This is a genomic window from Microcoleus sp. B5-D4, assembly GCF_036705145.1.
Classification (GTDB): domain Bacteria; phylum Cyanobacteriota; class Cyanobacteriia; order Cyanobacteriales; family Microcoleaceae; genus Microcoleus.
Genome location: NZ_JAUBTV010000059.1, coordinates 18,528 through 42,142, shown reverse-complemented (window position 1 = coordinate 42,142; position 23,615 = coordinate 18,528). Strand labels below are relative to the sequence as shown.

The following is a 23,615-nucleotide window of genomic DNA, read 5'->3' as shown; positions in this document are numbered from 1 at the left end:
CACACAAGAGCGCCAATTATTTCCTGCCTTTACCCGTTTTTACCTCTTCTTGCTCCCCATCCTCATTCGTTCCAGTGTAGTTAAAGTCGGGATTAATCTCCCAAGCCGTCAAACTGCTGGCTGATGAATGTTGTGGGGTGATCGCTAAAGCGCTGGCGCTGCCTGCCTGGAAAAAGCCGAAGCCAGCCGAGGCAATTACCCCTAATACTAAGATGCTGTTTTTCATGTTCGATGACCCTGATTTCCGTAGATAGACACTTTTTGGCTAACCCGATCTGTCAGAAATGGGTTGATGCAATAGCCCACTTGTCTTCTGATAAATCTGCCTGCCATAATCAATTCAGACAGGCACACCCGCTTGCGATCGGAAACGCCGGAAGTGACGTGTTACTAATGTCCACGATCATCCACCAACCCGAATTTTTTGGGTAGTGGAGCGAAAGCCATCAGGGCGTCGATCCATCAGGGAGTTATGCCATCAGGGTGCTAATCCATCGGGTAGTTAAGCCATCAGGGCGCATCTTCTACAATTAGCCACCGACTTAACTTTTATAGTTGAGTGAGTGGTTAGCCTGGTACTGACAAAGCCTTTAAGAATTAAACTTTTTGTGGATGCATCCTGAAAAGTTTGTTCTTAGGAATCCCCGAACGCGAAAGCCCGGGGAAAGTCAGCAGCATGGAATTCCATGCAATCTAAGTCAATTAAAAAAACGCAGATTAACGATATCTCCCACTCAAGCAGTCCTCAGCTAAACGCTGGGGTTTTTTATTGGCAGCCATTCCGAGCGCGTTTTTCTCCGGCATCCGGGAGGCGGATCAGAAGGCAGAAGGTTGACGGCGTTCTGTGGTTAGGAGTTTCCCTGCCCACATCATACCACCGGGTGAAATTTAAAGTATTATTGTAAAAAAATGTGAAAAAATGGGCGTTTTAGCGTTCTAAATCCGATCGAGTGAAAATTCATCTAATTATGTGAACGAGTGTAAAAAATCCAGGGGCGGGCTACAATTGGGCCGAGCGTAGGATTTGGGGCGAACGCTTGCAAAGATACGGTAAAGATTGACGAGAAGAAAGCTGAGCTAGTAGACAATAGAGAAAGAGGAAGAAAAATTTTCCACCATAGTAAGCGGGCAATAATTGTAATTTGTAACCTTTCGATCGCACAGCATAGGGGCGTAGGATCTTGATGAATTCCCAGATGAGAGCAGAAGTCAACTCAACGTACCAATATCAAGTTGGAGGATATTTGCCTGCCGGGGCGCCCACCTATGTCAGGCGATCGGCAGACAGCGAACTCTACGAAGGACTCAAAGCCCGAGACTTCTGCTACGTGTTGAGTTCGCCACAAATGGGAAAGTCCAGCCTGCTAGTGCAAACGGCCAAAAGGTTGCAAGCCGAAGGTACAGTTTTTACCGCCATCAACTTGAGAAGCATCAGTAGCCGAGATATCTCCCCCCAGAAGTGGTATGGCGCAATCATGTACCGCATGGCAAGCAGTTTACACATCACAAACAGGTTTGATGCCATGAAGTGGTGGAACGATCGCGAACTGCTATCGCCGGTGCAGCGATTGGAGATATTTATCGAAAAAGTTTTGCTCAAGTCACTTCAGCAAAATCTGGTAATTTTCCTAGATGACATTGACAGCATCAGCAGCCTAAATTTCAGTACCAGCGATTTTTTTGCTTTGATCCGGGCTTGTTACTCCAAGCGGGCAGAGCAACCGGAATACGATCGCCTGACTTTTGCTGTTATGGGAGTAGCAGCCCCCTCAGAATTGATCCGAGATCCAAGATGCAACCCTTTTAATATTGGACGGCAGATTCATTTAAGTCGATTCCAACTGCACGAAAGTTTGCCGCTAGCAAAAGGATTAGCCCTGAAAGCTTTTCGCCCCCAAAAAGTGCTCCAAGAAATATTAGCTTGGACGGGCGGCCAACCGTTTCTAACTCAAAAAGTTTGTCACTTGGTACTTGAATACGGGCCTTTTATTGGCCGAAATTCCGAAGCTCAGCAAGTTGAAAAACTGGTCAAACACAGAATTATTAAAAATTGGGAAGAAGAAGACGAACCCCAACATTTGATAGCAATTCGCGATCGCATTTTCCATAACCCCTGTGACCTCACGCGGCTGTTAACGCTGTACCAGCAAGCTTTGCAACCCGCCAAGGCAACAAAACGGGGGGAACTGCAGGCAGTACCAGCAGATTACTCTCCCGAAAAACTCGAATTGCAACTGTCAGGACTGGTTGTTAAATCTCACGGTAAATTAATAGTTTCCAACCTAATTTATCAGTCAGTTTTTAATCAATTTTGGGTAGAAAAAGAGCTGGGAAAATTGGCTCCGTACCGATCCGCCCTAGCAGCATGGCTGGCTTCAGACCGCGAAGATGAATCGCTGTTATTGACAGGAGAAAGTTTGCAGTCAGCTTTGGATTGGGCTGCGGACAAACAATTAAGCCAAGAACACTATTGGTTCTTGAATCCCGATCGAACTTTTCGGGAAAAACCGACAGTCGTTGTCGCACAAGTTGCAGACAGCAGCGTAGACACAGATGCAGACAGCAGCATCCTCACCCCGCCCTCAGATAGTGTTCCAACAGGCAGCAACGAACAGAGATTGTACGATCACATCGTCTCCTGCGTGGAAACAGAATCCCCCGCACAGGTGATCGAGCGGTTCCGAAAGCTATTTATCGACGGCATGGGCTATCCCGATCGAGAGATTGAAGCAACTTTGTACAGTATAGTCTCCGTCAAGCGATCGGATCAGGACTTTAAATATCTCCTCCACCGCTGCTGCTACATCCCGATCAACCGCTGGCAATTGCAATCACAAAATCAGTTCGCGATCGCCAAGTTGGTAGCTTTATTTAAGCAGACTTCTCCCCGATTCGGGATGGAATTTTACATAGTCAAGCGCTTACAAGAACAAATAAATTTCTTTACTAAAAGTGAAGAATTCCAGACCATAGAGCGCTTAGTAAAAGCCTTAGATAGAGAGGCGGAACAGCAGAAACAAGATACAGATTCTCCTTTGGGCGAATTGATATGTCGGTATCCTTATTTGTACGGCTATTCTCTACTGAGCAAGGACAGCATTGAGGAAGACCAACAAACCATCCAAAAACTGGCATTTCAAAGACAGCGACAATTTGAAACACATTTGTCTAAATATTTGAATTATATGGTTGAACCGAGAAATACAGAAATAGGAATTGTGCAGCGGGCTGCTAATCCCACACTTTTGAACGATGCAGAACTGCACTTAGCGGTGAGGGAATTTGCGGGAAAAGTAGCAGGCGATCGCAGCTACAAAGAAGCGGCTCAATTTTTTCTAAGAGATTCCCGACAAACTCCATCTTACGCATCATTTAAAGGAGATTTATATGAATATTTAATATCCTCGGTAGAACCAGAATACGGGGGGCGTCAATTTAATGACCGTTTGTACAAACAAATCAAAAATACATTGCGAGAAAATGACTCGGTGAAATTCAATAATCGCTTGTTAGTTCGTACTTGCAGCCAGTTGTTCAACTTCTTAGTAGTGGAAAATTCTCAACATCCCAGCCACTACGTTTTTTACGACTTGGTGTACAACCTCGGCGCTAGTAGGACAATGGGCTTACTGCTGAAACTTGTGCTGCTTTCGGGCAAAGTCAAACCAGAGTTGGAAAAGCGATTTTCTATTTTGTTCAATCACTATGAAGGTAAAGCTTCTAATGAAATTATGTGGTTTGTCAAATCGTTGGAAAATTTCAATGTGGCTTTGGTTGTGAATTTTGGTAAGACGGATTTGTCTTTGGTTAAACAGCAGCTTATTTTGACTTGAGAATAACAAAATCGCTCGAACTCGAACAGGGTTATATAATAGTATTAATTGAAAAAAATACAGGAGAAACAAATGAAAGCCTTTGAAGTCACAGGAACGATCGACGAAAAAGGTCAATTAATTCTCGATCGACCTTTAACCGCAGAAACTCCCGGCCGCGTGCGAATCATCGTTCTTCTTCCCGAACCTACAGATGAAGATGAAGACGACCCCGACGATACTCCAGTTGCAGAAATAAAAGCCAGTCTCAAAAGAGCGTTGCAGGAAGCTAAAACAGGGCAGCGAATACCTCTTTCTCAAATGTGGGAGGGCATCGATGTCGAATGAATCCGATGATCTAGTTCAAATCGATTTAACGCCTGAGTATAAACGAAATTTGCGTGAATTATCCAAAAAGTATCGACAAATCCGGCTAGATACTCAGCCCGTAATAGAACAAATACAGGCTGGCAATTTTATTGGCGATCGCATTCCCGGAATGGGCGAAGATTATATCATCTTAAAAGTCCGGGTGAAAAACAGCAACATCCAAAAAGGAAAAAGTGCAGGGTATCGCATGATTTATCAAGTCGAATCGCCCGTCAGCGTACTTTTGTTAACCATTTACTCAAAATCAGATCGAACAGATATTAGTCTCAACGAAATCCGCAACATCATCGCCGAGTTTGATGAAAACGAATAGCGGTGTATTATTATTAATTTTATGATTAGCTATCTCAAAGGCACAGTCGCCGATATCGCCAAAGGCAGCAACCGCGTCATATTGACTCTCGAAGTCAATCAAATTGGCTATGAAATCCAAATTTTGCCCCGCGTGACCGGTCAATTGCCAGCATCCGGCGAAGTCGCCCAAATTTTTACCCACCAGCAAGTTAAGGAAGACCAAATCGTATTGTACGGTTTTGGCAGCGCGGCCGAACGCGATTTGTTTCGGCAGTTGACGAGTGTTAGCGGTGTCGGTGCTCAACTGGCGATCGCACTTCTCGATACTTTAGGATTGCAAGATTTAGTCCAGGCGATCGTCGGCGGTAACACCCGCATCCTCGCCAAAACACCGGGCGTGGGTACCAAAACCGCAGAACGTCTCGCCCTGGAACTCAAAAGCAAACTCTCGGAATGGCGACAGCAAGCAGGTTTGACAACTTCAGTCGCCGCCGGAGTCCCCCCAGCTATTCAAGAAGAAGTCGAGATGATCCTGCTGGCGATGGGATACACTGGGGCGGAAGTTTTGCAAGCGCTGCAAACCCTCAGTCAAGACAGCACTTTGTCCGCCAAAGGTGATGCGGATGATTGGATACGTGAGGCGATCGCCTATTTGAGCCGATAATCCCCTACAATATCTAGCCGCCGGGAATAAACACCCAGGACGGGCGGGACGCCCATCCCACAATTTTTTTCCTGTGGGATGGGCGTCCCGCCCGTCCTAAGTATGTTTACAATTCAAGTCTATTCTGCTCAAAAAACAAACCCATCCTTGGCAAAAATTTTATCGTTGTTATGCTTCCCCTGTGATAACATTGGAGATTGTGACAATCGTACAAAAAAAACTAAAATCAATTCATGGCTCTTACACAACAGCGCAAACAAGAAATCATGGGCGACTTCCAAACCCATGAAACCGATACCGGTTCAGCAGATCTCCAAGTCGCCATGCTGACCGATCGCATCACCAAACTCAGCGCCCACCTGAAAATCAACCAAAAAGACTTCGCCTCCCGGCGCGGTTTGATGATGATGATCAGCCGCCGCAAGCGCCTGCTGGCATACATCCAAAAGCAAAATGTCGATCGCTACAAAGCATTGATTGCCCGTCTAGGCATTCGCGGCTAAACACCTAAGCCAAAATTTGCGACAATATTCTTTAATCTTGGGCAAACACCAAGACTTATTGAAAAATGTTCGAGATTTCAGGTTAGAGATAAAATATGTCCTCCGAACCACCCCGCAAGCGCTTGCCCTTTGAACCGGCAACGAATCGTAAAAAAACGCCTAAAAAGCCCCCAGAGCCCCAAGCAAGCATAGCCTTAGAGTCGGATTCTGCCGACAAGCAGCCGAAAGCTAACAAAACCGGAAAACAGGCGCAATCCATCCCAGAAGTAGTCAGCCAACGCATGATATCCCGTATAGCGGTATTCTGTGGCATACCGACAATCCTGGGAATTTCCACATTTTTTGTCAGCTATTTGGTAGTCAGCAAGGGCTTGTTTGATCTGCCCAACACAGCAGTATTGCTGGTAAGCATGGGCTGTTTTGGTCTAGGCGTTCTGGGATTAAGCTACGGAGTCCTCTCGGCTTCCTGGGATGAAGAAGTTTCAGGAAGCACTCTGGGGTGGGAAGAATTTAATACAAATTTTGGACGGATGCGAGAAGCGTGGCGCGCCGCGAAGCCAAAAAGTTAGTCATTAGTTATGAGTTATAAGTCATTAGCTAAAAACTAAGCTGTTAACCATTAGCGAGTTTGTATTTGGGGAGGGAACAAGAACCCGCCCCACAAAAATGCTAATAATACTGATATAAATAGATTCTCGATCGCCATTGCATCTATTTTTCTCAGTGCATCAGAGTCATGATCCGTTTCTAGCCCAACTAAAAAGGCAAAAAAAATATGATTATAGTAATGAAAGCCGGCACTCCAGAAGCCGAGATCGATCGACTAGACGAAGAGCTCCGCACTAACTGGGGTTTGATACCAGAAAAAATCGTCGGCCGTTACAAAACCGTCATGGGTTTGGTGGGCGACACCGTTGAGCTCGAACCGATGCAACTGCGCGAAATGAGCACCTGGATTGAGGAAGTGCTGCGGGTGGAAAAACCCTACAAACGCGCTTCTCTCGAATATCGCCAAGGTGAACCCAGCGAAGTAGCGGTTGCTACTCCTTTAGGAACTGTAATGATCGGCTTGCACCACCCGATCGCGATCGTAGCAGGCCCTTGCTCGGTCGAAAACGAAGAAATGATTGTCGAAACGGCAATGCGCGTCAAAGCTGCTGGAGCTCATTTTCTCCGTGGTGGCGCGTACAAACCGAGAACTTCCCCCTATGCTTTCCAAGGCCACGGCGAGAGTGCTTTGGGATTGCTAGCGGCGGCGCGGGAAGCTAGCGGTTTGGGAATTATCACAGAAGTTATGGATGCGGCCGACTTAAGTGCGATCGTAGAAGTAGCCGACGTAATCCAAGTCGGGGCGAGAAATATGCAGAATTTCTCACTATTGAAGAAAGTTGGAGCTCAAGACAAACCTGTTTTGCTGAAGCGCGGCATCTCCGCCACCATTGAAGAATGGTTGATGGCTGCTGAGTATATCATGGCTTCTGGCAATCCGAACGTGATTTTGTGTGAGCGCGGAATTCGCGGGTATGACAGGCAATATACACGCAATACTCTCGATTTGTCGGCGGTTCCAGTGTTGCGGACTCTGACTCACTTACCGATTATGGTTGACCCCAGTCACGGCACCGGTTGGGCGCAGTTTGTACCGTCAATGGCGTTTGCTTCGATCGCCTCTGGTACAGATTCGCTGATGATTGAAGTGCACCCGAATCCCAAAAAAGCTTTGTCTGACGGGCCGCAATCTTTAACACCGGATCAGTTCGACAAGTTGATGGAAGAATTGGCGGTGATTGGTAAAGTCATGGGACGTTGGCCGCAGCCCGTGCCAGTTTTGGCATAAAAACAGGCGAAACGCCTAACCTAAAATGCAATCGCGGTTAAATCCCCGACTTCTTTAAGAAGTTGGGGATTTTGTTATTGTGTTTTTGGAATAGAGACCCAGGGGCGATCGTACTTCTAGGAATATTGGGAAATTTTGTATAATTGATATTTGAGTTAATTAGCGAGAGGGCTGGGAGTCATGGTAGGCATCGGAACCAAACTCACTTTAGCAGAATTTCTAGCTTTGCCCGACGGAGATATATATTGTGAGTTTGTAGATGGTGAAGCAGTTCCGAAAGTGTCTCCAAAATTTTTTCATTCCAGTTTACAGGGAGCTTTGTGTCGCCTGATTCGTGTATGGTGTAAAGGACGCGGGCGAGTGCTTCCAGAATGGGCAATTTTGTTAAAACGTCAGGATAAAGATTGGGTACCTGTTCCTGCTTTGACCTATATTTCTTATGAACGTCTGGCGAAAAGCTGGCGGCAAAATGAAGCTTGTCCTGCAATTCCTGAACTGGTGATTGAGATTATCTCTCCTGGTCAAACGATGCAGGGATTTGAAGAGAAGGCGAAAGATTATTTGGCGGCGGGCGTTCCGCGAGTTTGGGTAATTGATCCACAAGCTATTTTAATAAGAAGCTTTTTCCCCGATGGTTTGAGTCAAGTTTATACGGATAATACACTAATTTTGGATGAGTTGCTGCCTGGTTTGGAGTTGACGACTAGACTGATTTTTGAAGAAGCGGAATTGATTGATTAATTGAGGGCGATCGTACTCTGTGCAAGATATCAGTCGTAGGGTGCGTGACAACGGGAAACTTTAACTCGCGGCGGTGGGACTATTGACTGTCACGCACCGCACGCGGGCCAAGCATTAAATAATACGCTCTCACCGGAAACGAGATCACTTACACTTCGAGACGGATTTTGACTGTTGTGCCAAACGCTTTTCTGAAAGCTGATTCAACATCGGGAAGTTTTTGAATTGCCATTAGCAAAAGTGGTGTTGAGGAAACTTTAATTCTTGCTTCTCTATCATTGAGAGCCATCAGTTTTCCATGCTGTCGCATCAGTTCTTTAGTGCTGCGTGGTGATATCTGAAGCAGCACAGTTTTCCATGTTAGGTCTAGTATTCCTTGCATTGCTTCTTCTATTTGTTTGAGGGTGTCGTTTTTTTGAGGTAAAACGCCTGGTAGTTCCAGTTGAACGAAATTTTGTGCTTGCATAGTCTTACTCATGATGAAGAAATGATTGTTTTAACTGGGAAATGAGCGATATCGCCTAACTTGCTTCCCATCTCTATATTCCTTGAACAGCAAAGGTTTGACGGCTCTCTTTCAACGCAAATCTGGCGCTGTATCCAAAAGTGAGCCAAAATAGAGCCGCGCCACAAATTGGCAGATGTTATAAGTTAAATATGGTTACTGAAGGTTAAAAAATCAGCATGGCAGCTAGTCTAAGAGCATCTGAATCTGGGTTGGAAATAGTCGATCGGGCTAGGCGAAAGAAAGGCTTGGAAAAACAAGCTTCTAGCTGGTGCGGAGATGCCCAAACTTCAGTCGCAACTTTAAAGCGGTTTTGGCGGCGGAAGCCTATTCAGCATGAGGTTTTTGTCAAGATTTGCAAGGCTGTAGAATTGGAGAACTGGGAAGATATTGTGGATGATAGTCCCTTATGTCAGACTGATTCGAGAGCAGAGTTTTTTGCTTGTGACGATGCTTGGGTTGGTCGAAAAGACCTGATTAGTCAACTCGCCCAGAAGGTTCAGGGTTCGTGCCACTTGTTAATTCTTCTTGGCATCGCGGGAATTGGCAAAACGGCTTTAGCTGAAAGATTGGCGGTGGAGTTGCAAGACGACGGTCGTAAGTTTCATCAGGAGAATTTTGAAAACCAGCAGCAAGCTTCGGATTTTGCTAGTGTGGCGATTCGATGGTTGGAAAAGTGGGGAGAACGCATTACGCCAGATGACCGCAAAGATACACAGCGGCTGCTGAATCGATTAGTCGAGCGATTGCGAGAAAATCGGTATTTGGTCGTGATAGATTCTCTGGAACTGATTTTAAAAGGAAATGAAGAAGCGGGCTGGAATGGTTTTCAGGATGAGTTGTGGGCAAAATTTTTTGATGGTTTTTTGGCAGTAGGATCTTGCCAAAGTCGTATCATCGTAACATCGCAGGATTTGCCAGAGCAAATTCCGGCCCGTTATAAAAATTTTTGGTATTGTCAAGAATTGAAGGGACTGACAGCATCAGAACAGTTAGACTTGTTCGATAAAACTGGACTAGAGGTGGAAATAGATTCACCAAACAAACCTTATTTAGAACGAATCGGGACTGCTTATGAAGGGCATCCATTGGCTTTGCGGGTGATTGCTGGGGAAATTGGCAGTAAGCCTTTTTATGGCAACGTGGCTGGTTATTGGAATAAATACGGGCATGAAATTGAAGAAGTGGAGAAGGCAATTGAGGAAGCTAAGACCAAAGGAATAACGGCATCAGCAGATGACGACTGGCGACTGGATCGATATACTCGCGAACTGCGAAAAAATGTGCGATTCCGGCTGGAAAAGACGTTTGAGAGATTGAAAAAAGATGTTTTGAATGCCTATCGATTGCTTTGCGAAGCTTCTGTGTATCGCTGTGCCGTACCGGAAGAGTTTTGGCTGAGTCATTTGGAAGATTGGGATTGCGATGACCAGAAGCAAGAGTTAGCGTTGGATGCGTTGCGCGATCGCTTTTTGGTAGAAGAAGAATTAATTGACGATGAGATACACTTGCGACAGCACAATTTAATTCGCAGTGTAGCATTAGAGCATTTGAAAAATTTGACAGTGAGGTAGTGGACAATATGAAGAGTGATTTTGCTGAATTTGATTTTAAAAGTCAAAATAGTTTGGAAGTTGACATCACGCCGCCGGGAGAGTGGATGCTGGCTAATCTGGGAATTGATCTAGCAGCACCGGAGTTTAGGGAAATGCCCCCTTGTAAACGCGCTCAGTACAGAGCGGTTAAAAATTGGCTGACGAGGTACAAACTGAAGCCGGATGCTTCCAATCTTGAGAAAGTTCGGGGATACTTGGAAGCATTTCACCATCTCTGCGAAGTCGAAGACTGGCAAAGAGCTTGGGAAACCCTTGTGATTCGCCTCAATACTCCTATTAAAGAACAATTACACAATCAATTTGGTATTTGGGGGTACTATCGCGAACAAATTGAAATTTATGACCGAATATTAGGTAAATTAAACCAGACAGAAAACACTATTTTATTCAATGTTTTCGCTAATGCTTATCAAGCATTAGGAGACCATGAAACAGCGAGGAAATACTACCAACAAAGTTTGAATAGTGTAATGGAATTCCCAAACCGTAAGCTAGAAGCCACGGTTTTGGGAAATATTGCAAATACTTATTTATCTCAGAGAAAGTTTTCCAAAGCCCTAAAGTGCTATCAATAAAGTTTAGAAATTAGCCAAAAAATAGCAGACAGATATGTGGAATGCTCGACGCTAGCAAATTTAGGTGATTTTTACCGTATTCAGGGCAATTATATTAAAGCAACAGAGTATTTAAAGCAAAGTTTACTTATTGCACAAGAAATTTCAAACCGCCAGCTTGAGGGAGCAGTATTGGGAAAGTTAGGCGTAGTTTACCGCTGTTGTGAAGAGTATACAAAAGCTATGCAATACCAGCAGTATAGCTTAAATATTATGGAAGAGATTCAATACTCTAAAGGTGTAGAAGCATCTCTAATGAATGTGGGCGCAATTTACCGTCGCCTCAAAGATTATACTAACGCAGTTGAGTGTCACAGGCAGCACTTAGCAATAGCGCAGGAGATTCAAGATCCATTGGGTAAGAGACAGGCGCTAGCAGATTTGGGAAGAATTTATTATCTCCAAGAATACTACTCTCAAGCTATTGACTATTACCAGCAAAGTTTAACCATTGCACGAGAACTAAAAAGTGACGTTGTAGGAGAGTTTTTTGCCATTTTGGGTTTAGGATTAGGTTACGCAGGATCAAAAGATTATGTCAAAGCAATTGATTGCTATCAGCAAGCTTTACTCCTTGCCCCACAAATGGGAAACCAGCAAGAAATAGCTGTTTTATTGGGTATTGCAGAAGCTTATAATTTACTAAAAAGCTATTCTCAATCTATCGAATATTATCAGCTAATATTAATATTCTTAAGTAGGCTTAGTAACCGTGAAGCAGAAATGTTTACTCTGGTTAATTTGGGCAGTGTTTATTCGCAGCAAAAAGATTACTCAAAAGCAAAAGATTGTTACGAGCAGATTGTATTACTGGCACAACAAACTGGCACTCGTCACATGGAAATGGTAGCATTGGCTCGTTTAGGATCTACCAATGCTAAACTAGGATGCAAACCACAAGCTGTTGAATTATACGAGCAGACATTACCAATTGCTAAAGAACTTGGGGAATATGGACGAGAGATAGCAATACTGATTAGTTTGGTTCTTTTGTATTTAGAACAGCAAAGATATTCCAAGTTATTTAAATCTTTAATTCGACTTGCATTTAAACATTGGTTGGTTATACCAATCTTTATTGGATTATTATTTTCCTTAGCCTTAATAGGAATATTTTCTGTTATTCTATCAGTGATAATTTGGGGATTGGCTGCACTTTTTCTCAGCGTAATTGTTACATTTATCTTGTGGGAAGTTTTCAAAACTCTTAAGAATAGTCAGGATCAAGGTGCATGATCCTCAACTTTTCAGTACGCCAACTGACCTAATTTGTAATTTGCTTTAATTTTATCCCAGTTTGGATTATCCATCAATTACTATCGAGAACTCAAAGACATTCATTAAGTTGCTTCATATCCCCTTGCGGCTGCACTTGCTTGTGCAAACTAATTTTATCGCCCACTTCATACCCCGAATTAAAACCCGCCGCGCTGCTGACTTGAGAATCTGTTCTAGTTCTAATTTTAACCCCTCGGCCCTCTAGATAATCCGCGATCGCCTGTTGATTTTTCTCAAACATCGATCGTACTACAATCCCTGGAGTCGCCGCCACATCCCCCGAACCCGGAATCCCCGACTCTTCCATCTGCTGTTTTTGTTCCAACAATCTTTGTCTCAACCTTGTCGCGCATCCCACCCGAAAAGCATTCAGATACGCCAATCCCCTCCCGTTTCCTTTGCGGTATTTAGCCCTTTTTTCAATCGCCGAACTCAAATACTCGTACAGATGTTTGCAAACAATCAGGTTTGTAGAAGTTCCCACCAAAAACATACTGCCATTATAAGTGTTTCGCATGGCAGTGCAACCGTTAGCGTCGGCAATTCCCGAAAGCAGCATCATTTTCCAAGTTACAAATTTCGATGTTGTTTCAACAGAGTTTTCGTCAATCTCTTCTTGGTGATTTGGCCCTAAATCCGCGAGGCTGAGATTGTACTGTGCCAGTAAAAGGGAAGCTTTTTCGGCCGCAGCAGTCGATTCGTTTTCATTGGATGAGGTGGCGAGGGCTAACAGCTTTTTGATTCTTTCGACAATACTTGTGTCTGGCATTTTTCAATCGATTTTAGGGTGAGAGTATGCGGTGGCAAGGATTTGGGTGAATTCCTATTTTAGTATAGCGTGCAAGGTGGGAGGTTTTTTGAGGAGGATTTTTTTGAACCGCAGAGGGCGCAGAGGCCGCAGAGAGAGAGAAAGAAAGGAGTTTGCAACTGATGCGCGGATTGGTTACTCTTCGAGGACTTCCAGGACTGATTTGGGCAGCAATTTATCTTTAAACCAGACTACTTTTGCTGGCACATCATTTACATTCACCCCGGCTTTTTCTAAATTCAGCCGTTCGGAAATAGCTAAAATCAAGTGATCGCATTCAGACTTCTGTACTTGTGAAAATTTCTTTTGCAAATACTCCGGCCGCCAATAACCAACTATTTCTAATAAAAACACTCGCCCGTCGGGATGCACCAACCGAAAATCGGGAATCATCACACTACCTGGAATCGGAATTAAATCAACTTCTCGCTCTAGTTGCCACTCGGTTTTTGTGGAATTCCATCTTTCAGCAAAGGCGGCTTCTAACATACTATCATAAGGCTTGCCAGGGGGATAGTGGCTGACTAAACCGCAATCGGAATTTAGGGTAAATTTACCTGTTTTCAAAACGCCACTAAAAGGATCTTTTGTATGGAGTGTCGAGTGCATACTCCATTTGGTGACGTGCAGCAGTGCGGGCAGCATTTTCGCCAGGGCTAAGCCGTAGCGGGTGCTGGGTTTGAATAAGCTTGTAGGGCCATCTATTGTCAGTGTAAAACCGTGGTCTGCATCGCCTTCAATGTAAGTCATTAATTGAAATAGTTTCAGATAGCGAAATAAGAGTTTGTATTCTCCTGGATCGTTGCGGTGGGCGGTTAATTGGACTTGACTTGCTCGGTAAAATATGCCTTGAACTTGAGAAAGATTGTATTTGTGAAGCAAGTTTTCGGGAGTTGGTGCATTAAACTCTGTGAGGATTTTGTTTTCGTTTAAATCGGCGTATAAACCTGTAGTGATTTCGTGAGGCAAAACTTCTCTGTTTAACTCTTGGCTGAGTTCACTTGCTACTTTTTCCAGGGTTAATTGGGTGGATTGAGGGCTGGGAGTCGATCGCGCGGACAACGCAAAAACCCGCTGTCTCAACTCTGATGGTTCTAGGGGACTGATGACTTCCAAGGTGCAGAAACCGCCTTTCAGCAGGTGCGCTAATCCCCGTTTCAGCCGATAATCGGGGCTGTCGCCTTCTAATTCTAGTAACCGTCCGTCGAGTTCGCCTTGGGTTTTGCCGATCGCACTTTGAAAGCAATCAATCATTTCGGTAGCTGCTTCTAAGTTTTTAGCATCTATCTTGAGGCGGAGAGGAATAATTGATTCTCCGTTTTGGCGGTGACTTAATAAATCAGTGGGTAACATAAGCAGTGAAAAGTTTTACTCAATTCTTCGTTCAACAATCACCAGAACTCCCCTAAGTTTTCCCTCTTCTGTCAAGCTTTGGGTAGTCCGAATTCGCCGATCTGAACTGACAAGATGGATGGTTTCAACAGCCCTCATAAAGCCAGTTGCTTTGTCCCATACTTGAAAAATTATCAAATCCTCTCCAACTTCTGTCGCTAGTGTATTGTAGTTGGAAAAAACCGAGTCCAGACCTTCAATTTGCACTTGCCCTTCGCCGACAACATAACCCACAAAATTTTGGGTTTCACTCTGACCATTGGCATAAGTTTGAAGGTTAGTTTGCCTCCACTCGTTATTAACTATTTTCTGAGTTACCACTGCTGTAAAACGCCGGGTTTCTTTGCAGTCGCCATCGAGTATTGTCCAGTCTCCCTCCCAAACTCCTGTATGTTTGGGGAAAATTTTAAAGTTAGTTAGTTGTGCAGTTTCGCTCATTTTTAGGCAATGTAAATTAGTTGTTGATGATATTTTATTCCAGCTTCCTCTAATTTTACTGTAGCCAAAATCATAGAAGAGGATATTACTCAAAGACCTCTAATTGAGGTGCAGCCCAAAATTGCGTGTCGGTAGGAGTTGGAACCAATTGCGTAGATTGGGTTGACAATAAGAAACCGAACAGCCCTTTACTAGGTTGGGTCTCGCGAAATGAGACCCAACCTACATCTGTTCCAGCTTAACAGTTGGGTTGTGAAGAAGCGATCGGTACTATGCCTGGGACAGACTCACCCCCTGAAAGTTCTTCAAAAACGCATCAAATGTGATGGTTATAAACCCATCATTATCGTTACTCGGATCTTCTGCTGCCTTCACGAGACTACGGTTCTCGCCATTAGTATTATCGATCCCGTGGGGATTCCGCAGCAAGATCAGCTTTTGCCCATCTTCTCGTTCATAGGCATTGTGGATGCTGTAGGCATGGCTTTGGTATAAGACCCCACCATATAATAGCTTTGAGTCATCCCCGCCGCCGGGTGTCCCAGCAGCGACGTAGCCTCCATTGTCCAACGCAGTTTTAATGCTGTCAAAGACTTGATCGGTCTCAATAGGGTCTCCTGGTGTGACAAAAAACCTACTCTCAATTGTTGCATCGGGTGTAATCGTGCTCGGTGTAGTCTTCTCTGTAAGATTAGAGGGATTCCATTTAATGAAGTCGATCGATTTGTTCGTGAGCCGGCTGAGGGCATTTCCGTAAAAACCACCATTCCCTATGGCATCATAGCCACCCCGAAACTTTGCATAGGCTCGTTCAAAAATGGGAGCCCAGATGGGTTGACCATTTGCGTCTGTTGCCCCGACATTGTTATTGGTCCATTTGGCTCCAAACAACTTACCTTCAGAGGTAACCACCTGATTGTCCACGACGATATCCTGGGTTTGTTTCTTGTCGAAGAACTTGATGCTGTAGTTCGTGTCCTCGGTAGAAATCGCACTTTTGAGCACCGTACTCTCCTTGGATTTAGCATCGGAAAGGTCTTCCTTGATTTTGCCGAACGTAGCCGTCATGGCTGCCAAAAAGTAGCAATCGCCAAATAGATTCTGGTTCAATTGGTCGATTCGGATTGAACCAGGGTCGATCTGACCATTATCAAGAGGGGCATAGGTAAAATTAGTAGTGTTGCCCTTATAAGTAAAGACCGGTAGTGGTAACGGAGTGTCAGCACTCGCACTGCGTAACGCGTTTGCAATCGGCGTTCCCGTCACCGTCGCATTCAGAGTATAGTCACCCAAGCCCGGAGCATCCACACTGGAGGCAAACACCACATATTGAACCCCTGGCTCCGTGGTGAAACTCACCCTGGCATTGAAGTCTCCACCGTTGGTGTTGATATCATCGTTTTCAGCCACCACTTCGCCCGTGAGCTGATCCACCACTGTTAGAGAAGCATCGAAATCCTGTGATTCTTGAGTCACAGTCACCGTTAACCCAGCCCCCAGTTCCGACAGCAGATAGGGATCGGCGTAGTTTTCCTGATCGTTGGGATCGAAGTTATCGTTTTGAGTCAGGGTGCCTGTCGTGGGGATACCGGGGAAGAGCGGGTCATAGTTTTCAATGTCTACCCGGCTGCCCGGTTCGGAGATGGCAGCAATTTCGTAGGGCGTTGGAGCACCGGGCGCGCTGACATTGACGTAATAGGTACCGGGGTTGATGTTATCCTCCTGGATTTCATTTGTCCCCTGGGCAACAATCTCATCCGCATCCAACTGATCGTTGCTATTACGATCGCTCCATACAGTAAGGTTTAGATCCGCCTTCCGGTTCTCGGTAAACAGATCCAAATACCCCGCGTTGAGCACTTCCAGGCGATAGGCATCCACTGCATCAGTCCCGCCCACATAATCGTGCAATTCCACTTCACCGTCTGGCGACAGCAGGCGTGCCGTGCTGGCTCGATCGCCCGCCAAATCTTTTGCTACAGTTCCGGCAACACCTGCCAAACTCAGGCTGTAGTTGGTGTTTCCTTCATATGCCTCCACCGATAGGAAATATTTACCCGGATCTAAGGTGACGTTCTCAATGGTTTCATTCGCAGCGCCCGATTTTGTGGATGCGGAGATGATTTCATCTCCCCCCAATTCCCCATCATCGTTCAGATCCTTATATAGTGCCACATCCGCATCTGCGCTCATCCCACTCAAGCCCAAGTTAACAATGCTCGTTTCCGTTACCTGGAATTGGAAAAAGTCGGCATAATCTTCATCGCCCACTGCCCCCTGAAGGTTAGCTCCTCCCGGTATCGAACCCAGCACTGTAGCCCCCGGTTCCGTATCGTCCAGTGTCGCTTTGACGGTACTGAATAAGCCTGTCAGGCTAGCAGGGCTGACTCCCTGCACCCGCGCCAAAATCCCACCAGTTGCTTTCAGCCGAATGAATGTATCGGTGCCATTCGCTTCCAGCGTTACGTCGGCTTCGGTGAGGGCATCGCCTGCTCCATCCGTCAGAGCAATGACATCGCCCTCTTCATCGCTGAAGTCGGCGATCGTATCGGCGAGAGCCGGATTAGTTAGAGCATCAGCGACATTCAAAACAAAAGCATCGGAACCGTCGCTGCCAATTAGACTATCAACTCCAGCACCCCCGGCTAGGAAATCGTCTCCCTCTTGACCGATTAATGTATCGTTGTCTTCACCGCCATAGATAACATCATTACCGCGTTCTCCCTGGAGATAATCATCTCCAGCATTGCCCAACAGCAGATCGGCTCCGCGTCCGCCTTGTAGGCTGTCGTTCCCGATTCCACCGGAGATCGAGTCCGCTCCGTCATTCCCATAGACCAAATCCGGGCGATCGGAGCCCACAATGGAATCTGCTCCTGCGAGCGAGCGAATCCCAAAACCGGCCGGAACTTTGGAGTCGATCGTAAAAATATCGACACCGCTGGTCAAATCAAACAAGTTATTGGATGACATTAGTATATGAACCCTGAAAGATGAATGTACGAAGACATGAAAAATCCCACCCGCAATACCTAGGAATTAGTTAGAGCGGTGAATTAGTTGTTGAGCCCAAATCCGGCTGAAATACCCCCTCGATCTCTTAGTCTGTCCCTGACTACGTTCGAGGATAAAGTTCGGCAGACGTTGTAGTTGGCTCTCGTGAGTTTTAGGTGATCCTAAAAATAAAACTTCCCGTGGTACAGCCCGGAAAGCCTGCGTGAGCGAGACGCTCACACTACCGTTTCCACCACAAATCCAGAACAGCCAATTTATTCGTCTACTATAGAGTGCTAAGGATAATATTGATGAGCTATTGCATCTTTATTAACTCTTATCTTACAAAAATATCATACCTTAGATAGATGACAAAGCAATACTTTTTATAACCGCTTGGTTAATCAGTGGGAAAACTAAACACTGTATGGGTTCACCGAAAAACGAGCCCGGCGTGCCCCTGGCTTTAGACACGGGGAGGAAGTCGGCTGCGGTTTCAACCGCCTTCAATATTTCTTTACACAACTGATTGAAAGGTTGTATTAGAATTAGATTGCAAGTAAAACAACCATCTACGTGTTGAAACACGCCTTGTATCGGAGAAATCCCGGCGAGCGTGAGCCACCACACTCTTGAGGAGTAGTAAGCCTGTACAACTGACAAGTAATGACAGAGTGTGAAGCGTACCTATCTCGCAAAAGTGATGGATTATGAAAGCAAACACAATTTAAAAGTAAGCGCAATTGCAATACCCTTCGTACTGGTAGTTGTTTTGAGCGTATAGAGGTGCTTTGATAACGCCTTTGAGAGTTTTCGGATTCATTCAAGAATCCCCGTGGCTTCAGCCGTGGGGAGTATCAAGAGGTGACAACCCCATCAAACTCATCAGCTTCCCAAAAATCGGTGTAGCAGATGGCACAAGGGCGGTAAACTGCCTTTAAGGATTGCCAAAGCCCCGCCTTTCCTGAGTTTTAGGTGATAATCAAAATAAAACTTTCCGTGGTACAGGCCCGAAAGCCTGCGTGAGCCAGAGGCTGACACTACCGTTTCCACTACAAATCCAGAACAGTCGTGTAGTTTGAGATCAAAATTTTTCAAGCCCCTTTTCCATAAAGGGGGTAACGGAGCCGAAGTTGGCATTCTAAGGCTATACACTAAGTTGGCAATATTCAATCTTTATTTTCTTCGTCATAATTTTCTCCCCATTTGGCTGGTGATTCGGCTGCTTTTTTGGTTGTCTCCCGGTTGACTCCGTAAATGGGTGTCGGTTTGACAGTTTCTAATTTCTGATATTCAGGCTTTGGCGGTTCTATTTGTGTTTGTGGTTGGGGTTTGTGAGGCTGCATTCCTCCTCAGCGGCGTTGGGATGTTCTTCGTCGCGAAGAACGCGAAGGGAAGAGAGAGAAAGAAAGTGTTTAGAAATAGTTTAGGCTTGCTACCAGGGAATTTCATCATTGTCTTCTCCCCATTTTGCGGGTGATTCTGCTGCTTTTTTGGTTATCTCTCGGTTGACTCCGTAAATGGGTGTCGGTTTGACTATTTCTAATTTCTGATATTCTGGTTTTGGCGGTTCTATTTGTGTTTGTGGTTGGGATTTGTGAGGCTGCATTCCTCCTCGGCGGCGTTGAGAAGTTCTTTCTTCGCTAGTGTCTTCGGTGACGACTTCGTAGAGAATTGCTAACTTATTTACATCGCTGCTTTTGCGGAGAACTCGACCCAATCGCTGGATGTATTCGCGTTCGCTGCCGGTACCTGACAATATGATAGCAATTCTGGCGTCGGGAACGTCCACTCCTTCGTTGAGGACGTGGGAGGCGACGAGGGTTTTGTATTCGCCGCTGCGAAAGCGATCGAGGATTTCGTGGCGTTCTTTGACAGGGGTTTGGTGGGTAATTGTGGGGATGAGAAATTCTTGGGAAATTCGGTAAACTGTGGCGTTGTCTCCGGTGAAAATTAGCGTGCGCTGGGGAGAGTGTTCTGCTAGTATGTTGGCTAAAATTCGCAGTTTTCCTTCGGTACAAAGGGCGATTTCTTTGGCTTGACGGTGGGCTAGCATGGCGCGCCGTCCCAGGGGCGATCGCGCGCTTGCCATGATAAACTGTTTCCAACCTTCGAGGCTGGATATTTTGATGTTAGACTGTTTTAAGAAGTCGTTGCGAATGTTGATTAATTCGGCGTAGCGAGATGCTTCTTCTTGTGACAGTTTTACCATAATTTGAACTATTTTATGGTCGGCTAAAGCATCCCCCGCCAAATCTTCTGGTCTTTTGCTAAATACTGTCGGGCCGATGAGAAAATGTAAATCACTGTGGCGGCCATCGGTGCGATCGGGTGTAGCTGTCAGTCCGAGTCGAAAAGGCGCGATCGCATATTCGGAAATTACTCGATAAAAGTCCGTTGGCAAATGGTGGCATTCGTCAAAAACCAGCAAACCGTATTTATTGCCCAAGGTTTCTGCATGAATACTTGCACTGTCGTAAGTGGCGACTAAAATTGGCGTTTTGTCCCGCGAACCTCCGCCCAACAATCCGATTTCGATGTCGGGAAAAGCTGCCTTTAAATTAGCATACCACTGGTGCATTAAATCGAGAGTTGGTACTACAATTAATGTACTGCGACCAGTGACTTGCATGGCTAATTGTGCCAGATAAGTTTTGCCGGAAGCTGTGGGGAGGACGACTACTCCTTGGCTTCCTGCTTCTTGCCAAGCTACGAGGGCCTGTTCTTGATGTGGGTAAGGCTGCATTTCCACGCTGGGTACCAGTTCGAGTAGTTCGTATGCCCTAGCTTCGTCGGTAAAGTGAATGCACTCGGCTTGGAGGCATTCTACCAGCGGGCGGTAGTGAATTGCTCGAATGCGGTATTTTTCCACGCGATCATCCCATGTCGCAAAGTCCACCCAGTCTCTGCCTTTGGGCGGCGGGTGCAGCAAGAGAGTTCCGCGATCGAATGTTAAAGTAGGTATGCGTGGCATTTGTTTAGATAGGGGGCGAGTTATGCCTGTTAAATTATAAGTGACAGATCAAATATATTGACTCTTCTTGAAATTATCTGCGTTACTCTGCGTTAATCGGCCCTACATCTGCGGTCGATCTATCAATCAAAAAATTATGTAATTCAAGTCTCAATTGAGGAAATTGCGATCAATCTGGCGAAAAATCCAACAAAAATTCTTCTAGCCCAGCCGGATTGCCAAATCTAAAATCTACAAGAGTATTGTCCCCCTGGGGATTGTTTTTAGGTTAGATTCGATCTACGTATGCCTGAGATTAGAGGTTATAGATGGAAATAGGCGTCCCCAAGGAAATCAAGGATTTAGAGTTTCGAGTCGGGCTTAGCCCCACAAGTGTCCGGGCTTGTTCGGACAAAGGCCACACAGTTTTTGTAGAAACGAATGCTGGTGCTGGGGCCGGTTTTGCGGACGAGGACTACGTTGAAGCAGGGGCTAAGATTGTTTTAAAGGCTTCAGATGTCTGGAATCGCGAACTAATTGTTAAAGTTAAAGAACCGCTGCCTGCTGAGTATCCGCTGATTCAAAAAGAGCAGTTGCTGTTTACATATTTGCACTTGGCGGCCGATCGCACATTAACGGAACATTTAATTAGCAGCGGAGTCCAGGCCATCGCCTACGAAACCGTCGAACTCCCGGACAGAAAATTGCCGCTGCTGACGCCGATGAGTATTATTGCAGGGCGTTTGGCCGTGCAGTTCGGAGCTCGGTTTCTGGAACGACAGCAAGGTGGCAGGGGCGTACTTTTGGGTGGCGTACCGGGGGTAAGACCGGGTAAAGTTGTGATTTTGGGCGGCGGAATTGTCGGCACAGAAGCAGCCAGAATTGCTGTAGGAATGGGCGCCAGAGTGCAGATATTAGACGTAAATGTCGATCGCCTAGCTTATTTAGAAACTCTGTTCGGTTCCCGAGTAGAATACCTCTACAGCAGTCCTTTGCAAATTGAAGCAGTTGTTCCCGATGCTGATTTGTTAATCGGTGCGGTTTTGGTCTTAGGTAAAAAAGCTCCAGTGCTGGTTTCTCGCGAATTTGTTGCGAAGATGCACCCAGGTTCTGTGATTGTTGATGTCGCTGTCGATCAAGGCGGCTGCGTCGAAACTTTGCGGGTAACTTCTCACACAAATCCCACTTATGTTGAGGAAGGAGTTGTGCATTACGGCGTGCCGAATATGCCCGGTGCCGTGCCTTGGACTGCGACTCAAGCTTTGAATAACAGCACTTTGCCTTATGTTTTGCAGTTGGCAAATAACGGGATTAAAGCTTTGGAAATGAATCCGAGTTTGGCGAAGGGATTGAACGTGCAGAATCACCGATTGGTGCATCCGGCCGTGCGCGAGGTTTTCCCCGATTTGGCCGATTAGATTCCCATTTTTTTAAAGTAAGCTATCCCGCATCTAAATTGTATTTTGGTGCGGGCGCGGCGCCCACTCCACAAGCAACTTGATGTGTTGTGGAATGGGCCGGAGAGCCCGTTCCTAAGAAGATCACAAGATGTGAGTTATATCAAATCCGTTAGCATCGGAATAGTAAATTCGAGTTCACTGTTCACTGTTCACGGCGTCAACCGTCAACCGTCAACCGTCAACATCACCTGACGGTGTAACCGGAAATGATATTACTACGAACCTTGTTGTAAAATTAGGGTTGATAGATTTGCCGGATTTCATCGAGGTTGTTGGCTGCTTGCATATAAGATGCGATCGCCTGCAAAACACCAACATCAGAAATTCCCGAAATCTCCTCAAGCAGCAGCAATCCTTCGTCTCCGAATTTGAGTTTTAAACCGAGTTCGATCGCCTGGATAAATGCTTGTTTAGTGCGCGCCTGTTCCTCCAGTAACTGAGCATCTTTTTGAGATAACTGAGCATCTTTTTGAGATAACTGAGCATCTTTTTGAGATAACTGAGCATCTTTTTGTGCCGCCAGTTCGTCGCCTGTAGGAATGGGAACGCCACTAGCATAGCACCAGCGCAACCAAGTACCACCGACATTTTCAAATTCACCTTGCCACAGAGTTAGTCCCAAACCGACTTCGGGAAACCAAGCATCACTTTTGGGTACGTAAGATTGATTCTGCAATTCAAAGACTCGCAGCGTACTCCCTTTCAACTCTCGTAGCGGATCGTACACGATATAATACGGGATTCGCATTCGAGCGTAATCTATTAACTTGCTGCCCAATTCGTTGCCCGGAGTTGGGGAAACAATTTCGATCGCAATTTCGGGAGGTTTGCCAAATTCCCAAAATAAATACGATCGCACTTGTTTTTCCCACCAATCCTCAGCACCAGTAATATTGATACTGAGAAACACATCCGGGGCGATTCCAGGTAGACGCACGCTGCTGAACAAACCGACATTTGCAGCCGCAATGAAGGGAACGGTAATACCTGTATCGCCACCGCTATATAAAACCGTTGTCAGCAGCCGCTGCTGTTTTTCGTTGATGAAACTGTCCAAAGGAGTATCGTCTTCTAAAACTAAGTTGCTAATATCTGGCAACTGACTCGGATCGAGGGTTAATGGCTCAGACATAGGTAGCCGACGTGATGAGAAATATCTGCCAAATGAATTATAACAGAATGGGAATTGGGCATCGGGCATCGGGCATCGGGCATCGGGCATCTTCGCCTTTATAGAATTGGGAGTTGGGAATTGGGAAGAAGGAAGATTTTCTTCCTTCTCCCTTTGCTAACGGGTTTGGTATTACTCGCAGCCC

At 45.7% G+C, this 23,615-nt stretch carries 21 protein-coding genes; 12 read left to right on the top strand and 9 right to left on the bottom strand.

Going from position 1 to position 23,615, the window contains the following annotated elements; genetic code table 11:
* Window positions 1-16: 16 nt before the first annotated feature.
* A complete protein-coding gene (locus QUB10_RS23500; RefSeq protein ID WP_333205663.1) occupies window positions 17-226 on the bottom strand; it encodes a hypothetical protein in 210 nt (69 codons plus the stop codon).
* A gap of 970 nt (window positions 227-1,196) precedes the next feature.
* On the opposite strand from QUB10_RS23500, the gene QUB10_RS23495 reads away from it, so the two are divergent.
* The 8 genes from QUB10_RS23495 to QUB10_RS23460 all read left to right on the top strand — a co-directional run bounded on the left by QUB10_RS23495 (window position 1,197) and on the right by QUB10_RS23460 (window position 8,241).
* Window positions 1,197-3,833 (top strand): AAA-like domain-containing protein, encoded by a 2,637-nt coding sequence (locus tag QUB10_RS23495; protein ID WP_333205662.1) that lies wholly within the window; start codon window positions 1,197-1,199, stop codon window positions 3,831-3,833.
* Window positions 3,834-3,905: 72 nt separating this feature from the next.
* A complete protein-coding gene (locus QUB10_RS23490) occupies window positions 3,906-4,160 on the top strand; it encodes a type II toxin-antitoxin system RelN family antitoxin (RefSeq protein WP_333205661.1) in 255 nt (84 codons plus the stop codon).
* Window positions 4,150-4,515: a type II toxin-antitoxin system RelE/ParE family toxin gene (locus QUB10_RS23485; protein ID WP_333205660.1), complete on the top strand. Its 366-nt coding sequence runs from the start codon at window positions 4,150-4,152 to the stop codon at window positions 4,513-4,515. The genes QUB10_RS23490 and QUB10_RS23485 overlap by 11 nt, the downstream gene beginning before the upstream one ends.
* 21 nt (window positions 4,516-4,536) lie before the next feature.
* On the top strand, window positions 4,537-5,160 hold the full coding sequence (gene ruvA / locus QUB10_RS23480) for a Holliday junction branch migration protein RuvA (protein WP_333156680.1): 624 nt from the start codon (window positions 4,537-4,539) through the stop codon (window positions 5,158-5,160).
* 233 nt (window positions 5,161-5,393) lie between these two features.
* The gene (rpsO, locus tag QUB10_RS23475; RefSeq protein WP_333205659.1) at window positions 5,394-5,663 is read left to right on the top strand and encodes a 30S ribosomal protein S15; all 270 of its coding nucleotides are present in this window, start codon (window positions 5,394-5,396) and stop codon (window positions 5,661-5,663) included.
* 95 nt (window positions 5,664-5,758) lie between these two features.
* Entirely contained in the window at window positions 5,759-6,232 is a 474-nt protein-coding gene (locus tag QUB10_RS23470) for a PAM68 family protein (RefSeq protein ID WP_333205658.1), read from the top strand.
* Window positions 6,233-6,438: 206 nt separating this feature from the next.
* The gene (gene aroF / locus QUB10_RS23465; protein WP_333205657.1) at window positions 6,439-7,500 is read left to right on the top strand and encodes a 3-deoxy-7-phosphoheptulonate synthase; all 1,062 of its coding nucleotides are present in this window, start codon (window positions 6,439-6,441) and stop codon (window positions 7,498-7,500) included.
* A gap of 180 nt (window positions 7,501-7,680) precedes the next feature.
* On the top strand, window positions 7,681-8,241 hold the full coding sequence (locus tag QUB10_RS23460; RefSeq protein ID WP_333205656.1) for a Uma2 family endonuclease: 561 nt from the start codon (window positions 7,681-7,683) through the stop codon (window positions 8,239-8,241).
* 148 nt (window positions 8,242-8,389) lie between these two features.
* On the opposite strand, the gene QUB10_RS23455 is transcribed toward QUB10_RS23460, so the two are convergent.
* Window positions 8,390-8,707 carry a hypothetical protein gene (locus QUB10_RS23455; RefSeq protein ID WP_333175392.1) on the bottom strand — a complete coding sequence of 106 codons (318 nt, stop codon included), beginning with the start codon at window positions 8,705-8,707 and terminating at the stop codon, window positions 8,390-8,392.
* Window positions 8,708-8,925: 218 nt separating this feature from the next.
* Here QUB10_RS23455 and QUB10_RS23450 point away from each other — a divergent pair, with 218 nt between their 5' ends.
* The 3 genes from QUB10_RS23450 to QUB10_RS23440 are packed head-to-tail and all read left to right on the top strand — an operon-like array spanning window position 8,926 to window position 12,212.
* Entirely contained in the window at window positions 8,926-10,320 is a 1,395-nt protein-coding gene (locus tag QUB10_RS23450; RefSeq protein WP_333205655.1) for an NB-ARC domain-containing protein, read from the top strand.
* A gap of 8 nt (window positions 10,321-10,328) precedes the next feature.
* On the top strand, window positions 10,329-10,937 hold the full coding sequence (locus tag QUB10_RS23445; RefSeq protein WP_333205654.1) for a tetratricopeptide repeat protein: 609 nt from the start codon (window positions 10,329-10,331) through the stop codon (window positions 10,935-10,937).
* A gap of 36 nt (window positions 10,938-10,973) precedes the next feature.
* Entirely contained in the window at window positions 10,974-12,212 is a 1,239-nt protein-coding gene (locus QUB10_RS23440) for a tetratricopeptide repeat protein (protein ID WP_333205653.1), read from the top strand.
* 91 nt (window positions 12,213-12,303) lie between these two features.
* On the opposite strand, the gene QUB10_RS23435 is transcribed toward QUB10_RS23440, so the two are convergent.
* The 6 genes from QUB10_RS23435 to QUB10_RS23410 all read right to left on the bottom strand — a co-directional run bounded on the left by QUB10_RS23435 (window position 12,304) and on the right by QUB10_RS23410 (window position 20,860).
* Window positions 12,304-13,023, bottom strand: coding sequence for a DUF2786 domain-containing protein (locus QUB10_RS23435; protein ID WP_333205652.1), 720 nt, complete (start codon window positions 13,021-13,023; stop codon window positions 12,304-12,306).
* Between the two features lie 174 nt (window positions 13,024-13,197).
* On the bottom strand, window positions 13,198-14,415 hold the full coding sequence (locus tag QUB10_RS23430) for a DUF790 family protein (protein WP_333205651.1): 1,218 nt from the start codon (window positions 14,413-14,415) through the stop codon (window positions 13,198-13,200).
* Between the two features lie 15 nt (window positions 14,416-14,430).
* Window positions 14,431-14,892 (bottom strand): DUF3598 family protein, encoded by a 462-nt coding sequence (locus tag QUB10_RS23425; RefSeq protein WP_333205650.1) that lies wholly within the window; start codon window positions 14,890-14,892, stop codon window positions 14,431-14,433.
* A gap of 270 nt (window positions 14,893-15,162) precedes the next feature.
* Complete coding sequence (locus QUB10_RS23420) at window positions 15,163-17,865, bottom strand: C2 family cysteine protease (protein ID WP_333205649.1); 2,703 nt, start codon at window positions 17,863-17,865, stop codon at window positions 15,163-15,165.
* Between the two features lie 1,190 nt (window positions 17,866-19,055).
* Entirely contained in the window at window positions 19,056-19,232 is a 177-nt protein-coding gene (locus tag QUB10_RS23415; protein ID WP_333205648.1) for a hypothetical protein, read from the bottom strand.
* A gap of 89 nt (window positions 19,233-19,321) precedes the next feature.
* The gene (locus QUB10_RS23410; protein ID WP_333205647.1) at window positions 19,322-20,860 is read right to left on the bottom strand and encodes a DEAD/DEAH box helicase family protein; all 1,539 of its coding nucleotides are present in this window, start codon (window positions 20,858-20,860) and stop codon (window positions 19,322-19,324) included.
* 308 nt (window positions 20,861-21,168) lie between these two features.
* Between QUB10_RS23410 and ald the strand changes: the two genes are divergently transcribed.
* Entirely contained in the window at window positions 21,169-22,257 is a 1,089-nt protein-coding gene (gene ald / locus QUB10_RS23405; RefSeq protein ID WP_333205646.1) for an alanine dehydrogenase, read from the top strand.
* A gap of 277 nt (window positions 22,258-22,534) precedes the next feature.
* Here ald and QUB10_RS23400 read toward each other — a convergent pair whose 3' ends face one another.
* Window positions 22,535-23,431, bottom strand: coding sequence for a Uma2 family endonuclease (locus tag QUB10_RS23400; protein WP_333205645.1), 897 nt, complete (start codon window positions 23,429-23,431; stop codon window positions 22,535-22,537).
* Between the last annotated feature and the right edge of the window lie 184 nt (window positions 23,432-23,615).

Coding starts and splice junctions, on each gene's coding strand:
- QUB10_RS23500 (WP_333205663.1), bottom strand. CDS start 226: ATGAAAAACAGCATCTTAGTATTAGGGGTAATTGCCTCGGCTGGCTTC.
- QUB10_RS23495 (WP_333205662.1), top strand. CDS start 1,197: ATGAGAGCAGAAGTCAACTCAACGTACCAATATCAAGTTGGAGGATAT.
- QUB10_RS23490 (WP_333205661.1), top strand. CDS start 3,906: ATGAAAGCCTTTGAAGTCACAGGAACGATCGACGAAAAAGGTCAATTA.
- QUB10_RS23485 (WP_333205660.1), top strand. CDS start 4,150: ATGTCGAATGAATCCGATGATCTAGTTCAAATCGATTTAACGCCTGAG.
- ruvA (WP_333156680.1), top strand. CDS start 4,537: ATGATTAGCTATCTCAAAGGCACAGTCGCCGATATCGCCAAAGGCAGC.
- rpsO (WP_333205659.1), top strand. CDS start 5,394: ATGGCTCTTACACAACAGCGCAAACAAGAAATCATGGGCGACTTCCAA.
- QUB10_RS23470 (WP_333205658.1), top strand. CDS start 5,759: ATGTCCTCCGAACCACCCCGCAAGCGCTTGCCCTTTGAACCGGCAACG.
- aroF (WP_333205657.1), top strand. CDS start 6,439: ATGATTATAGTAATGAAAGCCGGCACTCCAGAAGCCGAGATCGATCGA.
- QUB10_RS23460 (WP_333205656.1), top strand. CDS start 7,681: ATGGTAGGCATCGGAACCAAACTCACTTTAGCAGAATTTCTAGCTTTG.
- QUB10_RS23455 (WP_333175392.1), bottom strand. CDS start 8,707: ATGCAAGCACAAAATTTCGTTCAACTGGAACTACCAGGCGTTTTACCT.
- QUB10_RS23450 (WP_333205655.1), top strand. CDS start 8,926: ATGGCAGCTAGTCTAAGAGCATCTGAATCTGGGTTGGAAATAGTCGAT.
- QUB10_RS23445 (WP_333205654.1), top strand. CDS start 10,329: ATGAAGAGTGATTTTGCTGAATTTGATTTTAAAAGTCAAAATAGTTTG.
- QUB10_RS23435 (WP_333205652.1), bottom strand. CDS start 13,023: ATGCCAGACACAAGTATTGTCGAAAGAATCAAAAAGCTGTTAGCCCTC.
- QUB10_RS23430 (WP_333205651.1), bottom strand. CDS start 14,415: ATGTTACCCACTGATTTATTAAGTCACCGCCAAAACGGAGAATCAATT.
- QUB10_RS23425 (WP_333205650.1), bottom strand. CDS start 14,892: ATGAGCGAAACTGCACAACTAACTAACTTTAAAATTTTCCCCAAACAT.
- QUB10_RS23420 (WP_333205649.1), bottom strand. CDS start 17,865: ATGTCATCCAATAACTTGTTTGATTTGACCAGCGGTGTCGATATTTTT.
- QUB10_RS23415 (WP_333205648.1), bottom strand. CDS start 19,232: ATGCAGCCTCACAAACCCCAACCACAAACACAAATAGAACCGCCAAAG.
- QUB10_RS23410 (WP_333205647.1), bottom strand. CDS start 20,860: ATGCCACGCATACCTACTTTAACATTCGATCGCGGAACTCTCTTGCTG.
- ald (WP_333205646.1), top strand. CDS start 21,169: ATGGAAATAGGCGTCCCCAAGGAAATCAAGGATTTAGAGTTTCGAGTC.
- QUB10_RS23400 (WP_333205645.1), bottom strand. CDS start 23,431: ATGTCTGAGCCATTAACCCTCGATCCGAGTCAGTTGCCAGATATTAGC.